Annotated in this window: 13 protein-coding genes, 2 tRNA genes and 2 pseudogenes; 3 read left to right on the top strand and 14 right to left on the bottom strand. The window is 31.8% G+C overall.

Annotation, left to right across the window (positions count from 1 at the left end; all coding sequences use genetic code 11):
* From O970_RS02970 to O970_RS02940, 7 genes and pseudogenes are all read right to left on the bottom strand, one after another.
* Positions 1 to 355: pseudogene (locus O970_RS02970) on the bottom strand (hypothetical protein); the annotation flags it as partial.
* Between the two features lie 899 nt (positions 356 to 1,254).
* Positions 1,255 to 1,330 (bottom strand) — tRNA-Gly (locus O970_RS02965).
* 22 nt (positions 1,331 to 1,352) lie between these two features.
* Positions 1,353 to 1,440, bottom strand: a tRNA-Leu gene (locus O970_RS02960).
* Between the two features lie 749 nt (positions 1,441 to 2,189).
* Positions 2,190 to 2,882, bottom strand: coding sequence for a LexA family transcriptional regulator (locus O970_RS02955; RefSeq protein WP_024495691.1), 693 nt, complete (start codon positions 2,880 to 2,882; stop codon positions 2,190 to 2,192).
* A gap of 568 nt (positions 2,883 to 3,450) precedes the next feature.
* Positions 3,451 to 3,942, bottom strand: a complete 492-nt coding sequence (locus tag O970_RS02950; protein ID WP_024495690.1) for a PTS sugar transporter subunit IIA — start codon at positions 3,940 to 3,942, stop codon at positions 3,451 to 3,453.
* A gap of 130 nt (positions 3,943 to 4,072) precedes the next feature.
* Positions 4,073 to 4,582, bottom strand: coding sequence for a GNAT family N-acetyltransferase (locus tag O970_RS02945; RefSeq protein ID WP_193553285.1), 510 nt, complete (start codon positions 4,580 to 4,582; stop codon positions 4,073 to 4,075).
* Positions 4,583 to 4,764: 182 nt separating this feature from the next.
* Entirely contained in the window at positions 4,765 to 5,106 is a 342-nt protein-coding gene (locus tag O970_RS02940; protein WP_024495688.1) for a zinc ribbon domain-containing protein YjdM, read from the bottom strand.
* A 341-nt stretch (positions 5,107 to 5,447) separates the two neighbouring features.
* Here O970_RS02940 and nfi point away from each other — a divergent pair, with 341 nt between their 5' ends.
* Positions 5,448 to 6,119 (top strand): deoxyribonuclease V, encoded by a 672-nt coding sequence (gene nfi, locus O970_RS02935; RefSeq protein WP_024495687.1) that lies wholly within the window; start codon positions 5,448 to 5,450, stop codon positions 6,117 to 6,119.
* A 193-nt stretch (positions 6,120 to 6,312) separates the two neighbouring features.
* On the opposite strand, the gene O970_RS02930 is transcribed toward nfi, so the two are convergent.
* From O970_RS02930 to brnQ, 5 genes are all read right to left on the bottom strand, one after another.
* Positions 6,313 to 6,900: an IMPACT family protein gene (locus O970_RS02930; protein ID WP_024495686.1), complete on the bottom strand. Its 588-nt coding sequence runs from the start codon at positions 6,898 to 6,900 to the stop codon at positions 6,313 to 6,315.
* Between the two features lie 104 nt (positions 6,901 to 7,004).
* Positions 7,005 to 7,874: a formate/nitrite transporter family protein gene (locus tag O970_RS02925; RefSeq protein ID WP_105291832.1), complete on the bottom strand. Its 870-nt coding sequence runs from the start codon at positions 7,872 to 7,874 to the stop codon at positions 7,005 to 7,007.
* Positions 7,875 to 8,074: 200 nt separating this feature from the next.
* A complete protein-coding gene (locus tag O970_RS02920; protein ID WP_024495684.1) occupies positions 8,075 to 8,830 on the bottom strand; it encodes an alpha/beta fold hydrolase in 756 nt (251 codons plus the stop codon).
* 338 nt (positions 8,831 to 9,168) lie between these two features.
* Positions 9,169 to 9,720: an adenine phosphoribosyltransferase gene (apt, locus tag O970_RS02915; protein ID WP_024495683.1), complete on the bottom strand. Its 552-nt coding sequence runs from the start codon at positions 9,718 to 9,720 to the stop codon at positions 9,169 to 9,171.
* A gap of 121 nt (positions 9,721 to 9,841) precedes the next feature.
* A complete protein-coding gene (gene brnQ / locus O970_RS02910; protein ID WP_202976340.1) occupies positions 9,842 to 11,167 on the bottom strand; it encodes a branched-chain amino acid transport system II carrier protein in 1,326 nt (441 codons plus the stop codon).
* A gap of 1,113 nt (positions 11,168 to 12,280) precedes the next feature.
* Here brnQ and O970_RS02905 point away from each other — a divergent pair.
* Both O970_RS02905 and O970_RS02900 read left to right on the top strand, forming a co-directional pair.
* Positions 12,281 to 13,012 carry a tRNA1(Val) (adenine(37)-N6)-methyltransferase gene (locus O970_RS02905; protein ID WP_024495682.1) on the top strand — a complete coding sequence of 244 codons (732 nt, stop codon included), beginning with the start codon at positions 12,281 to 12,283 and terminating at the stop codon, positions 13,010 to 13,012.
* A gap of 276 nt (positions 13,013 to 13,288) precedes the next feature.
* Positions 13,289 to 14,359: an AI-2E family transporter gene (locus tag O970_RS02900; protein ID WP_024495681.1), complete on the top strand. Its 1,071-nt coding sequence runs from the start codon at positions 13,289 to 13,291 to the stop codon at positions 14,357 to 14,359.
* A 44-nt stretch (positions 14,360 to 14,403) separates the two neighbouring features.
* On the opposite strand, the gene bcp is transcribed toward O970_RS02900, so the two are convergent.
* The gene (bcp, locus tag O970_RS02895) at positions 14,404 to 14,880 is read right to left on the bottom strand and encodes a thioredoxin-dependent thiol peroxidase (RefSeq protein WP_024495680.1); all 477 of its coding nucleotides are present in this window, start codon (positions 14,878 to 14,880) and stop codon (positions 14,404 to 14,406) included.
* Positions 14,881 to 14,934: 54 nt separating this feature from the next.
* Positions 14,935 to 15,296: pseudogene (locus O970_RS02890) on the bottom strand (hypothetical protein); the annotation flags it as partial.

Here is a 15,296-nt window from a genome sequence, read left to right as displayed (position 1 = left end):
TAGGCATAGCTAAACAGTGCCGAACTAAAGTAAAACCCGTTGAAAAATATGCTACTTTTTGCTGGGCTTGATAGGGGATTTCGAGTTCAATATTGTCGTTGTATACCATCTTTGGATAAACGTCGTTAACGCGATAAGCAATTACTTCGCCATGTGCTATACAGCGCAGTTTATCGTCACATTTTATTTTACTTAGTACCTGTTCATCAACATGAATACCACCATGCCATATGCCATTGGCACCAAAGGGATAAAAGCCGCTGTTTGCGTCTGATAAGGCGTTATAATAGGCGTCTTGACTAAGTGGTTGTTCGCCTATTGGAAATGTGAAATCGTCTATTTTTTTGATGGTCATGGTTATTTCTTTCCTTATTCCGAAAAGCCTTTTGAATTAAACCGTATCGTTTTTTATAAGATGTCGAATTCTTTATATGTCAATTTAATTTATATCGTATAAGGAAAATCATTTTTCCTTGCGTTTTTTTATCTTATTAACTTATCTAAATGGTAGATTAAACTTAATGGCTCAATTGTATTTTTAATAAAAATGGCGCGTTATATTATATGTTTATTTGATAATCTGAAAAACTGTACTAAAGCACATCTTAGGATTATTCATCTATTAAAATGATGTTTAATAATTGATTCTATTAAAGAATAAATAAAATATTTTTATGGTAATATTCATTTTTTAATGAAGATAGCTAAACATTAACCTAATGTCTTAGCCAAATCACTTTTAATAGTAGTTATTATATAAGGTGTTGGAATAATAAATCTGTAAAGCGTGTTAAGCAAATAACAGTGTGATTTTTTACCGTCTTATGTCCCGTTTCTCTGAAATGTTTTTACACTTGATCCATTTTTAAGCTCGGATGATCGATTGTTTTTTAAATGCTTTTTTAATGTCAATCTATGATAGCTTGTTGTGGATAGGTCGAATTTGCCTGTATTGTTTGTGCTATTAGAAAAATATAGCAATGACTATGTATAAAACATTTTTGTCACCAATTTAAGCCTTAATAACAAATGAAACAAAAAAGTAAAATTAACAAAATAGAAAGCATCAAGAGGTCGATCTATGCAAAAAACGCAGTAGAATTAAACTCAGTGAGGTAATTACTATCAACGTATTTTAATTGGAAAGTGATGGATATTTAGTTACAATTCAATCGTTTTGCTAAAAAATGATAAAATACGTACTTTGATTATCTGTAAGTTATAAATGTTACTGGATATCTGTATATGAATATTTGGAGCGGGAAACGAGGTTCGAACTCGCGACCCCGACCTTGGCAAGGTCGTGCTCTACCAACTGAGCTATTCCCGCGTAATAAGAAGAGTCTATTTGATGGTGCCCGGGGCGAGACTTGAACTCGCACGACCAAAAAGGTCGAGGGATTTTAAATCCCTTGTGTCTACCGATTTCACCACCCGGGCATCTCGTCAAGATGAAATTTCATTAGTGCATTTCGTCGTTGACTTAATATGGTGCGTATTTTACGCTTATAGAATTTATAGTCAATAATTATTTTTAATTTATTCATTCAATTGGTTAATCTTTAGCTAACTAATTATTTATTGTAAAAAAATAGTCCGATAAGTATCGGACTAATTAATAGGTTCCAGTCCTATTTTATAAGGGATAGAAGTAATTTTAATATTTCAAATAAGACTTAGATATCTTTGGCCAAAATAATTTATATGCATTAGATTCATGAAAAAATGACCCCGATTTTAAAGTCAAGGCAATAATAATTACAGCAATAAAAATTTTGCCAATATAGTAATGTCGTTTCATAACAACTTCTCAATGTTATTAGTATTTTAGAAAAGAATTTAAAACATAAATAAGCTTTAACTATAGATTATTATAGTTTGCTTTTAGTATCTTGACAATTTTTTTCCAAAAAAATTGTTTTTTTACGCTTATTTGTCGTTATTTTAATCTTTTTCTATTTTTTTCTGTAACATCTCTCTCTTTTTGTAAATTAATTTTTAGTTTTTAATTTATTTAAGATCATTATTAAAATATTTTTATTAAACAGGATTATTTATAATCATTGACTACGGTATTGCAATTTATAAAAGGAATTATTGACTTTTAATCGATAACTGAAAGAAATTGGAAAAACGTTTAATCATGAATTAAACCTTGGATTAATTCATGATTAAAAAATATTGTTATATCAATAAACATTACGAGTAATTAGAACGACTTTACCTATTATTTTGAATTTTTGAATATTAGTATTATCAACTTTTATCGTGGCATGTTTATCATCATTACTTAATAGTAACCATCCTTCGGTTATCTTCTGAAGTTTTCGAATTAAAGTCGTTTCTTCATATTCAAGTAAATAAATCTCACCATCAATGATTTCATCATAATCGGTATTAATGATTAGTCCATCATTATTTTGAATATCAGGATGCATTAATTTTCCTTTAGCTCGATAAGAAATTAGATGGCTTAGTTCTAAACCTCGTTGTTCAATCCATGTGTTTAAAATCGTACGTTGCATTGTTAGCAATGCATCACCATTTTTTTTCCGTTGTGTGTTAATTTGGCTATTTATGGGTGATTTTTGGTAAAGAGGAATGCGAACTATATCTTGATCATGATTTTTTTCTAGATTTTTGATGGGAATATCTTGGAGATTATGCCCTGTCGCTAGCCAGCAGAAAGATACATCGCATTTTTCGGCAATCGTAGCTAACCGATTAAGTGAAGGAAACGTTCTACCTGATAAATAATCTCTAATAACCGTTTCCGACATACCACATTTTTTAGCAAATGCAGAAACATTTAATCCGTGCATTATTTCTTGTAATCGATTTTTAAACTCTAAAACAATAATATTAGTAGGTTGTGATTGCATAATAATTTTTTATTTCCTTATTATAAATAAATGCACTTATCCTTTTTCCAAAATTTAGGATACAACGCTAAAAGTCGTTAATAATAGTTTATTGTTATCAAATATACCTGCCGTATTCTATAATGTCATTGAGATAACAGACTTTAAAAATATAAGAATAACAATCATTATCAATAATTGTATTTAAATCATGTTACCTATAAACCTATAATAGGATAGGTGATTTTTATAGTATAAAATGAGATCTACTTATGATAAAAATGGTTTATATAATTGAATATAGTTAATGATCAGCGATTAGTTATCATTTAGATGGTAAATGATTTAGCAAATTGATATGACTTCATTTGTGCACTAGAGCTATTTATTTCTCTAGTTAATGATGTAAATTATCTAATTTTAATTGTAAATTTTCAGCTTACATTAACAACATTTTTTATGTTTTTATTATTGGTATTTCCTTCTATAAAATGATGAATAAAAATAGTATAGAGGTAATGATGCTATAAATTGTAAAATCACGTTAATACGTGATTTTACTTTTTTACTATTCCAATTAATAGGATATTTAATTAAGAGGTATCAAACCAATAGCTTGACTACGCTTAACGTCGCTCGTAGCAGTTAATTCAACATGTTGAGCATTTTCTAAATTAGTAAAGACAATAATGATATCAGTATCTTTTCCTTGGCTAGTAATATAATCGACATCCATTTCAGCGATAATCGTATTGGCATCAACAGTATCACCTTCTTTTACAAATACCGAAAAACCTTCACCATTTAAGGCAACAGTATCTATGCCCATGTGGATTAATGACTCTACCCCTTCGTCAGTTAAAAAAGTAATAGCATGTTTAGTTGGAAAAACACTCATTACTCGTCCTTTCACTGGTGATGACACAGAAATTTTACCTTTTTGGGGTGCAATAGCATAACCATCCCCCATAATTTTGTCAGCAAAAACAGGATCATTAACTTTATCAATGTTTTTAACACAACCATCACATACTGCATAAAGTGATAATTCTTTTTTCTTCTTCTTAAAAAAGCCGAACATTAACGTCTCCTAACATAATGATTGGTTTATTATTACATAATTTAAATATTACTGTGGAGGATGTTAAACTTACCTATGTTATTTTTCAAGGATTTAATTACGTTAGTTCTCATTTTTGAAGCAAAACCATTTATTTTGCTCTATTATTCAGCAATTTTTTACCAAAAATAACCAAATCACGTTTAGTATTATCAAGTTCAGCCACTTCAGGGAAGAGTCCCCATTGTTGATAACCTAGACGAGAAAATAATTTAACGCTGGGATAGTTATGATGAAAAATAAAACTTAGAATGGTTTCAATACCAAATAAAGGACATTGTTTTTCAACATGAGTAATAATCTGCTCTCCTAACTGTTGTCCTCTAAAATCAGGATGTAAATAGATACTGATTTCTGCCGTTTTGTTAAAAGCAGCGCGTCCATAAAAAGAGGATAAGCTAACCCAACCACAAGCGAGATCGGCTTGATAAATGATCCACAATGGTCTCGTCGTTGGATTGTGTTGATGAAACCATTTTAGACGATCTTCAATTTGAATAGGATAAAGATCAGCCGTTACCATACGACTAGCAATCGTTGAATTATAGACGTCAACAATAAAAGGTAAATCACTAAGTTCTGCGTTTCTATAAGTTAGCATAATAGGTAAACATTAGTTGAACGAAATTTATTATAGGATTAATTAGATAAAAAAAGGAAGTCTGTTAGACAATAAAATTGAATTTATTAAAATCGATTAAAAATAGTACCGGATAATAAAAAGTTGAATTCCGACTATATTTAATTATAATCGAAACACAACCCTCAAAAGTAGTAAACAAATTAAGCTTTTTTAACAAAACAAGCTTTTAGCATTATTTTCATACCATCTACTTTGCAATCAATCTCATGATCACCATCCACAAGGCGGATACTTTTGGCTTTAGCACCTTTCTTTAACACGGTAGACGATCCTTTTAATTTTAAATCTTTGATTAAAATAATATCGTCTCCATCAGCAAGTAAATTACCATTGCTGTCTTTGACGATTAATTTGTCACTGTCTTGATTAATCTCACTATTCGGGTCCCACTCATGAGCACATTCAGGGCAAACATAAAATGCGCCATCATGATATGTATGTTCAGAAGCGCAAACAGGGCAATTTGGAATTGTATCTGTCATCATTTATTCCTATCTTGATGAAAATAAAACGGACATTCTAACTGATTATCTTATTTTCGTCATGTTTTAATCTTATGATTGGATTATATTCATATCTTATCTATTGCTCCCTATGATTAAGGATTAATTAGCGTATAGCCAACGATTTTAAACAATAATTTGATCTATATAATTCACTTTCTAGTCATATTCTATTTATTAAAATAATAAAAATCAGCTTACCTAGAAGGACAAGCAAAACTTTTTTAGCTGTTCATTCATACTAAATAAGGTTATATTTAAGACAACAAACAGACTTAATCACTTATTATTCTATTTTTATAAAGTTAACCAGGATGAAAATTGATATACAAAAGTTAAAAGCCATACAATTAGATTATGCTGAGCGAGTTATCCGTTATGATGTTCTTGATTTTGTGACACCAACATTGATTGCAGGTACTGATGTTGGCTTTGAAGATGGTGGTGCAATAACGCGAGCGGCAATAGCCGTGCTAAATTATCCCGATTTGACATTATTGGAATATCAGGTAGCTCGTTTACCAACTGAATTTCCTTATATTCCAGGATACCTGTCCTTTCGAGAATATCCCGCTTTAGTTGCTGCTTGGAAAAAGCTTCGTTGTAAACCCGATTTAGTCATCGTTGATGGACAAGGTATTGCACATCCAAGACGATTAGGCATTGCTAGCCATTTGGGTTTACTGCTTGATATACCAACGATAGGCGTTGCTAAGCGGCGTTTATGTGGAACACATCAGATACTATCATCAGAAGTAGGTAGCAGTACACCATTAATGGATGACCATGAACGAATAGGCTTTGTTCTACAAAGTAAAGCACGTTGTAAACCGTTATATATTTCACTTGGTCATCGTATTTCTGATACGACTGCATTAACTTGGATACAACGTCTTTTACGTGGTTACCGTTTGCCAGAACCAACTCGATGGGCCGATGCCATTGCTTCCCGAAAACCGCTTTTTAATAAATGGTTAATCGATCAAATTTAGCCAGATAATATAAAAGACTGATAATGAATTTATAGCAAAAAAGATGATTCGTTCTTTCTATTAGATTATTAGCCACTATATTTATAAATAATCAATATATAGATTTGCTTATTAGTATTTGGGAAATAAGGTGTATTGTTATTAGATAACTTAAATGCTTATTGTTAATTAAAATTAACATCAAAAATAAGCATTAGCATAAGGGTATAAGGGATTCGCGGCCTTTGGTTAAATCACTTAAACACGTTTGTAACCTTGCTATATGTTCAAGCGGTAACTGTATAGAGGCCGTTATACCGTCAGCATGAAAATCTATATTATCGATGATGCTATCTGATTCTGATAAAAGGTGTTCAAATATCGACCATTCATTATAATAACAACGAAATAAATAGGCTTTACGAATAATCATGGGGGTTAATGGCGCTTGTTGCAAACAACGGGCGGCACTACCACCATAGGCACGGACTAATCCAGAAGCACCAAGCTTAATTCCACCAAAAAAACGGGTAATAATCACAAGCAGATGGTCACTGTTATTATTTTCTATAGCGGATAATATCGGTCTACCTGCGGTACCTGCAGGTTCTCCATCATCACTATAACGATATTGATCGCCTATTTTCCAAGCCCAGCAGTTGTGATTTGCGGTTTTATCACAATAAAACTGAAGTTGATGCCTAGCTTGTTCTTCACTGCTGATGGGTAAGGCATTAACAATAAATCGACTTTTTTTAATTTCTTCTTGATATTGAAAAGGGGAAGTTAGGGTTACTATCATGCTCAGTATCGTTTCAAATTATCTCCCCTTATTGTAATAGATACCTTAGATATTGTAAAAATAGAAATCAACGTTATTACTCATAAATAATTTTTCTATTAGCTCTATTTAATAAAATTTGTCATATCGCTGCGTACTTGAATATGTGACAAAATAGTAAAAATTAATGTGCCACCAACAATATTGCCAAGTAACACGGGTATTGCAAAGGGATATATAATTTGCATAAAAGAGATTTTGCCCGCGATATAAAGATAAAATATTTCAGTGGAGCCAACCACAATATGGGTAAAATCAGCTAGGCTTATGAAATAAGTAATTAATATAATGATAATTAATTGATTATTTTTAATATTGGCCAATATCCAAACCATTGTGGCAATAAGCCATCCAGAAAAAATACCTTTATTAAACATTTCAGAAGCTGAGTTTTGCATAACCTGTTGTCCTAATGACACAAAGGCCATATCGACTTCGTTTGAAAAAGCAGGCAAATAAAAGAGGGCTAAGGCCATACTAAAAGTACCTAATAAATTACCAAGCAATACTAATCCCCACAAACGCATCAGCCGAAATAGATTATGCCAAGAACGACGACTCATTAATGGAATGACCGCCGTCACCGTATTTTCAGTAAATAATTGTTGTTTAGCTAAAATAACTAATACAAAACCAACCGTGTAACCAAAGCTAGTTATCAAATGACTATAAGCAAATCCAGGTAAAGCGACTTGCAAGAAGGCCTTACTGATCATTGAACTGCTTACCGTAAGACCAGCTGCAACCGCTGATAAAATTAATGCGCCACTTGGTCGATTTAATTCATGATCACCTTCGAGTAAAATACGTTGATAGATTACCGCAGATTTGGAGGGAAGTTGTTCTTCCTCCGTATCCATTGAGATTAATTCATCTTCATCAACTATTTTTTGTTCATGATTGATAGTATTGTTGTGTTTGTCAGATAGCTTCATCGTTCTTCCTTGCTGTGGCTTAGTGACACATATAACCAAACCGTCGATGTGTTCCTTTATACTTGCTGACAATAACAAGTCACAAAATAATAGAAAAGGGAGCGTGCCCTTTTTTTAAGCTTTTTATCAAAAACTTAATAAATTAAATCATTTATTGCGAAAACTTAGCAACCGTGGGTAGTTAACATTCAAACTCAATTTTAATTGGTTGTTGAAGTAAGAATGCTATCAATAATATTGAGTACTTGTTGTGGTTGTTCTGCATGCACATTATGCCCCGCACCGTCTATCGTAAAAATTTGAGCAAGTGGAAATTGTTCTAATATATCTTGATGATATGATGGTTTAATATAATCGGAATGACTGCCTTTCAGGAAATAAATTGGTTTGTAACAAGTTTCAATTGTTTGCCAACCAGCTAAATAGGTATAGTTATTTCGAATCGCTTTAAAATTAAATAACCAACTACCATGTTTAAAGGATTTTAATAAAAACTGGGCGACAGGTAGACTAATATAGTGTTGCATTATCGCTATAATAGCTTTACTATCCGACAGACCTGATTTTATTGACTCATCTAATGCCATAAACACGTCTTGGTGTAAATTAAGTGGATAGTTGACGGGTGCGATATCTAATACAATAACTTGCTTAATGGCTTCAGGTAAGTTGGCGAGTAATTGCATACTAATTTTCCCCCCCATAGAGTGCCCAATAACGGTTACTTGCTGTAATTTTAATTTTTCAATAAGCTGACTTATATCATCAGCCATAAGTGAGTAACTCATTTCTGATGACCAAGGCGAAAGTCCATGATTGCGTAAATCGACAGTAATCGTTTGATAGTGGTTATGTAAATGACGTGTTAATACACCCAAATTACTTAAACTACCGAATAATCCATGTAAAAGTATTATTGGCTCGCCCTCACCTTCAATTTGATAATGTAACTGCATAGATAACCTATAAAATAATATGATTTTTTTAAAAAAATCACTTTATCACAAAAAGAGGGGCGTCTAAATACGAATATCGTTATGTAATTCACTATCTCGTTAATATAAAGACAAAAAAAGATACTCCGAAGAGTATCTTTTGATTCTGATTATCTGTTTGAACAATTGAACATCCATGCTCACGACTATTATGAATCTAATAACAAAATAAATCTAGCTGTACTAAAGTACAAAGCTTTTGTAAAAACAGACAAATTAGATAAAATATTTTTATTTTTTTATCATGTGAAAGTGTTCAATTTTGTATCAATACTTGAGTTATGATTACTCAATTCATATTAATGCCCAGTGAACTCAACCAGATCAAAACACTCAATTGCCAACTCTTCTAATTTCGTTTTACCACCTAATTCAGGAAGATTGATGACAAAAGCAGCATGTTTAGCTATGCCACCAGCTCTTTCAACTAGTTTTGCTGTAGCGGCAACGGTACCACCCGTCGCTAACAAATCATCAATAATTAAAACGTTATCGCCTTGGCTGATTGCATCAGTATGCATTTCCAACGTATCAGAACCATATTCTAGCTGATATTCTTCTCGATAAACTTCTCGAGGTAACTTATTAGGTTTTCTCACTGGAATAAATGGAATATTTAATGCTAATGCAATAGGTGCAGCAAAGATAAATCCTCTCGCTTCGGTACCAATCACTTTATCAATTTTTTTATTGCGATAGTGTTCAACAAATAAATCAATCGTTGCATGAAATGCAAGTGGATTTTGTAATAGACTAGTTACATCACGAAACATAATCCCTGGTTTTGGATAATCTGGAATAGTAGTAATACTTTGTTTGATTAATGAAAGTTTTTCATTTACGGTAGACATACAATTAATAATCCTTAAAAAAACTGATTCTTAGCTGCTCTTATGCGACAAGATCAAGAAATGGAAATTGATTTGAAAAGCAATAAAGAATCAGCATATTAACTGATTCTTTTAATAATGGCTATTTTTTATTATAAATAATATCAAATAGATATCCAATAATAGCACCAATTATCGCCATAAAAGTCCAGCCTAAACTCGCAGAATAGAAAGGCAAATATTGTTTAAAGAGTTGATTAACGACATCAATTGATAACTTAGCCGCATTAAGTCCATCGAAGAGACTAACAATTAATGTTGAGTACATAGCACCCACATATACCGCTTTTTTGCCTTTAAATAAGTTATGAGTGAAGAGTAAAACAATCAACACAATGGTTAATGGATAGATAATATATAAAATAGGTACTGAAATTGAAATTAGTTGGTTCAATCCCACATTTGCAAAAAGCATACTAGCAATTGAAAATAAGATCACATACCATTTATAGGAAATAACAGGAATTAATTTATGACAATAATTAGCGCATGCAATCGTCAATCCAATTGTAGTAGTAATACAAGCTAATACAACAATTACGCCTAAAATAATCGTACCTAATGAACCAAAATAGTGAATTGCCGCTTTAACTAAAACTTCTCCCCCATTTTTTAGCACGCCTGTTGTCTGTACTGAACTTGCGCCTAGATAAGCCAAACAGATATAAAGTAAACCTAATAAACAGCCTGCTATAATACTAGCTTTTAAACACGTTTTTACAGCATGAGTTCGATTTGTAATACCAATACGATTAATATTATCAACAATAATAATACCGAAAATTAATGAAGCTAAGGTATCCATAGTAAGATAACCTTCAGTAAAACCACTGAAAAAAGGCTGATTAATATACTCTTTAGTCAATGCTTGCTGCATTTCTCCCATCGGTTGGAAGACGGAGTAAATAATTAGAATAGCAATAAATAGTAGCATAATTGGTGTTAAAAATTTTCCAACAATCGCTACTATTTTGGTTGGATTAATAGATAATAAACAACTCACACTAAAATAGAGCAATGTAAAAATAGCTAAAGAGATTGATTCATGTTGTGAAGCTATAAATGGTTTGATTGACATTTCAAACGAAACACTACCTGTTCTAGGCATGGCAAATAAGGGGCCAATAGCCAAATAGAGCGTAGTTGCAAAAATTAAACCAAAAACAGTACCTAGACGTTGGCAGAGTTTAAGGAAATCTTTTTCGCCCGAATACCCCAACGCCATCACACCGAGCAAAGGTAATAAGACACCAGTGATAATAAAACCAGAAATAGCTGTCCAAACATGAGTACCAGAAAGCTGTCCTAACATGACAGGAAAAATAAGATTCCCTGCACCAAAAAAGAGTGAAAATAGTGTAATACCGATAAATACTATTTGACTCGTACTATATGTTTGCTTGACCAAAATACATTATTCCTATTGATTATATTTATTAAATGAGAATGAATCATTCTATAGTAAGGTTTTTGCTAAATAAAATACTTTATTAAACCTAAATTTATTAATTGTATCTATTTTATGCTGTTCAGCAATTAGCCTATAGTTTATCATTTTCTGGTAATATAAATATTTAGTCAAGTTAAGCAAATAGCGCATCCAGTTTTTAACGAAAAAATGATAGGTAATTAAATGACTATGCGTTTAATTTACTATTGAGCTATATAGTAAGTAAGTGATTAATTTCGTTACTCGCATTTTTATTATGAAAAATAGCTCAATATAATGATAAATAAATTTAAAAATAATATTATTTATTGATACCTGTATGGAGCACTTCATTGTTTTATTTAGTTACCTATACATCTTTCCATCATCGATGTTAAATTACATATTTTGATGTAATTAATATTAGCCCATGTTGAGCTATGGCTAATATCCTTAAGACAATATCTCTAGTAACCTAGCATTTAACCCGATCCTATTTATTTAAAAAAGATAACTGTTATTGATAATCCACAATACCTATAACTAAAGAGCAATTATCACTTATATCTTCAGCATTAATTATTTTTTCAGGCTCACTTGTTACCATACTTGTTTTGTATCTTTATTTAGTAATGGGGAGGATAAGATCCCTTAACCTTATAAAGGAATTTTTCAAATCTTTATAAACTTCCATGACTAAAAAATAAATCGTGAATTATTTCGAGATATATTTAGGCGGAGAAATAGCGATAATTGTGTAGCGATATGTAATCAGATCTTAATTTAGTATCTTTTATTAAATGTACGCAGTTATTCTCGAGAATACCTAAAGAGGCAAAGTTAGTGTTTTTTTAGACGATGCTATTATTAAAAAACGACATATCATATTAAACAACATAGCAAAAAGAACAACGAGAACGATTATTTAGCGAGATGTTCAACACTTAATCATCGTTACAATATCCCAAAATGACACAGCAATGGGCAATCTGTTGTTTGGTTATCTAAACAAGACAATACCCATTTAATTTATCCAATTTTATAAAATAAATCAGTATAATATGCTCTTTTATTGATAGATCCTGTTAAATAATGACTACATCTTTAAAGAACAATGGTTTCACTTTTAAACAATTTTTTGTCGCACATGATAAAAGTCCGATGAAAATTACAACTGATAGCGTACTTTTAGGTGCTTGGGCTTCAATTACGCCTACCCCCGTTCGGGTGTTAGATATTGGTACGGGGTGTGGCGTTATTGCACTGATGTTAGCTCAACGTCTTAAGCATACGGATAGTCAAATTGACGCCATCGATATTAATCAAAATGCCATTGAACAATGTCAGCAAAATAATAATGCTTCACCGTTTAAGCCAATGTCTATTATTCATGATGATGTTAATCTTTATGCAATACGACATCGCAATGATTATGATTTGATTGTTAGTAATCCCCCTTATTTTACTACTGCGGTTGATTGTCGCAATATGGATCGCCAGCAAGCACGTTATACCTCTACATTAGATCATGTACAACTATTAACGAGTGCTAAACAGATGTTAACTGATAAAGGACGGTGTTGTTTAGTCCTACCTTGGCAAATTCTTTCTGCATTTATTACTCAGGCTAAACAACACGGTTGGTTTGTTGAACGCCTATTACATGTAAAATATAATCAGCAACATACCTATACGTTAGCATTGATAAGTTTAGTATTGCAGCCTTGTCAATTAAATGAATCTGAACTTTGTATGCGCAATATTGATAATAGTTATACATCACAATTTAAACATTTATTACAGGATTTTTATTTGCGGTTTTAATCGTGAATGAAGCAGGTATTAGCAAGTAATAATAAACAATTATTAATGCCATTTCTTACTAAAAGCGACTAAAGAATAAAACAGTAATATGGTTATTCAATATACATGTATATAGTTTTAATTAACTAGAAAAATTTATTTATAAAGATAATAATTCAAACTAACTTAGCGTAAGATTTCATCAAACATTTACATAGGGGATTAATATCATCTTTTACCAAGATGGTGTAACATAAAAATTAAGCGGTTAAACTCATATTTCAAAATAGGTAAGCAATGTTTAAATTATTTATGGACTGGTATCAGCGCCGTTTTAGTGATCCTAATGCGATTGCCTTAACGGTGGTTTTGATTCTGTTATTCATAATTATTTATTTTTTCCATACTATCTTAGCGCCATTACTAATTGCTATTGTTTTATCTTATTTATTGGAAAAACCCGTCTCTTGGCTGACCTCATTAGGTTTTGCTCGTACCATTGCAGTAACGATGATATTATTTATTTTTTTATCGTTGATGTTATTAATCGTCGCTATATTATTGCCACTGATCTGGCAGCAAATTACCGATTTTGTCACCAATATTCCAACGATGTTGAGCTCGTTTAACTATTATCTATCAAATTTACCAGAAAAATATCCCGAACTAATGAATATTAGTCTATTTGATACCGCCATTAATAATATAAAAAACCGAGCTATAGAGGCGGGGAATTCAATCGTTCAATTCTCTATTTCATCTTTATTTAGCTTTATTTCCATTTTGATTAACGCTGTAATTATTCCCATTATTATCTTCTTTTTACTTAAAGATAAACAAATAATTATGGATGCATGTTGGCGATATTTACCTAAAGATCGTAATTTAATGCTATCAGTAGCCAATACGATGAATCAACAGATTAGTAATTATATAGAAGGAACATTTTCCCAAATTATTATTCTTACTACCATGATATATGTACCATTTTATTTTTTTGAACTCGATTATGGTTTATTACTTGCTGTAGCCGTTGGCGTGTCAATCATTATTCCATATGTGGGGATGGTTATAGCGTCTTTACCAGTAGTATTAGTGGCGTTGTTCCAATGGGGAATAAGTACTCAATTTGGTTACTTTATGGCGACCTATTTAATTATAGGCTTAATCAATGGCAATATTGTTGTGCCTATTTTATTTTCAGAAGCACTAAACTTACATCCGTTAGTGATTATAGTCGCTATTATTATTTTTGGTGGTTTGTGGGGATTCTGGGGCGTATTTTTCTCTATCCCATTAGCAACATTGATTAAAGCGATTATTATATCGTGGCCAATAGACGAAAAAACCAACCAATTTAATGAGTGATAAAAGGAAGTTTTATAAGCTTCCCTTTATCAATAAAATGCTATTTATTTGCTATCGTTTTCTCTTAAGTAAGACAAGACCATCTCATGATGATTACTCGTTTTAAAGTTATTAAATATCTTTTCAACCTTACCATCGCTGCCGATTAGAAAACTGATCCGGTGAATACCATCGTAAGTTTTTCCCATAAATTCTTTTTGGCCCCATACACCAAATTGTTGCGCAACTTCATGCTGTTCATCGGATAATAATTCAAAATTTAATAACTCTTTTTCAGCAAAACGAAGTAATTTTTCTGGTTTATCCGTACTGATACCAATGATGGCCACATTATACTTTTTAAATTCATCTAAATTATCACGAAGATGACAAGCTTGAACGGTGCAACCAGGTGTCATCGCTTTTGGATAAAAATAAATAAGAACGCGTTGTCCTTCGAACTCATTTAAGTTGATAAGTTCGCCGTCCTGATCAGGAAGTGAAAATTGAGGAGCAATTTCACCTTCTGCGAGTGGTTTAATCATATGGAACCCTATATTTATTAACTTTAATATACTATCAAAAATCTATGTTATTTATTGCATTGCAAAAAAACGTTCGGCTGCAGCAACCGTTTTCTCTATGTCTTGTTCGCTATGAGCCAGAGATATAAACCCCGCCTCAAAAGCAGAGGGTGCGAAGTATACACCGTTATTTAGCATATAGTGAAAGAATTTTTTAAATAATTCAACATCACTGCTCATTACATCTTCATAAGTGGTCACTTCAGCACGATCAGTAAAAAATAAACCAAACATAGCACCTGCTCGATTAACCACTAATGGCACGTTATATTTTTTTGCTGCATTAGCTAGCCCTTCTGTTAACAAAGAGGTTAACTGGTTTAAACGAGAATATACGCCAGTTTCGGTTAATTGACTTAAGCAGGCAAAACCTG

This window comes from Candidatus Schmidhempelia bombi str. Bimp (assembly GCF_000471645.3).
GTDB classification, from domain to species: Bacteria; Pseudomonadota; Gammaproteobacteria; order Enterobacterales; family Orbaceae; genus Utexia; species Utexia bombi.
This window is presented reverse-complemented; position numbering and strand designations above follow the sequence as displayed.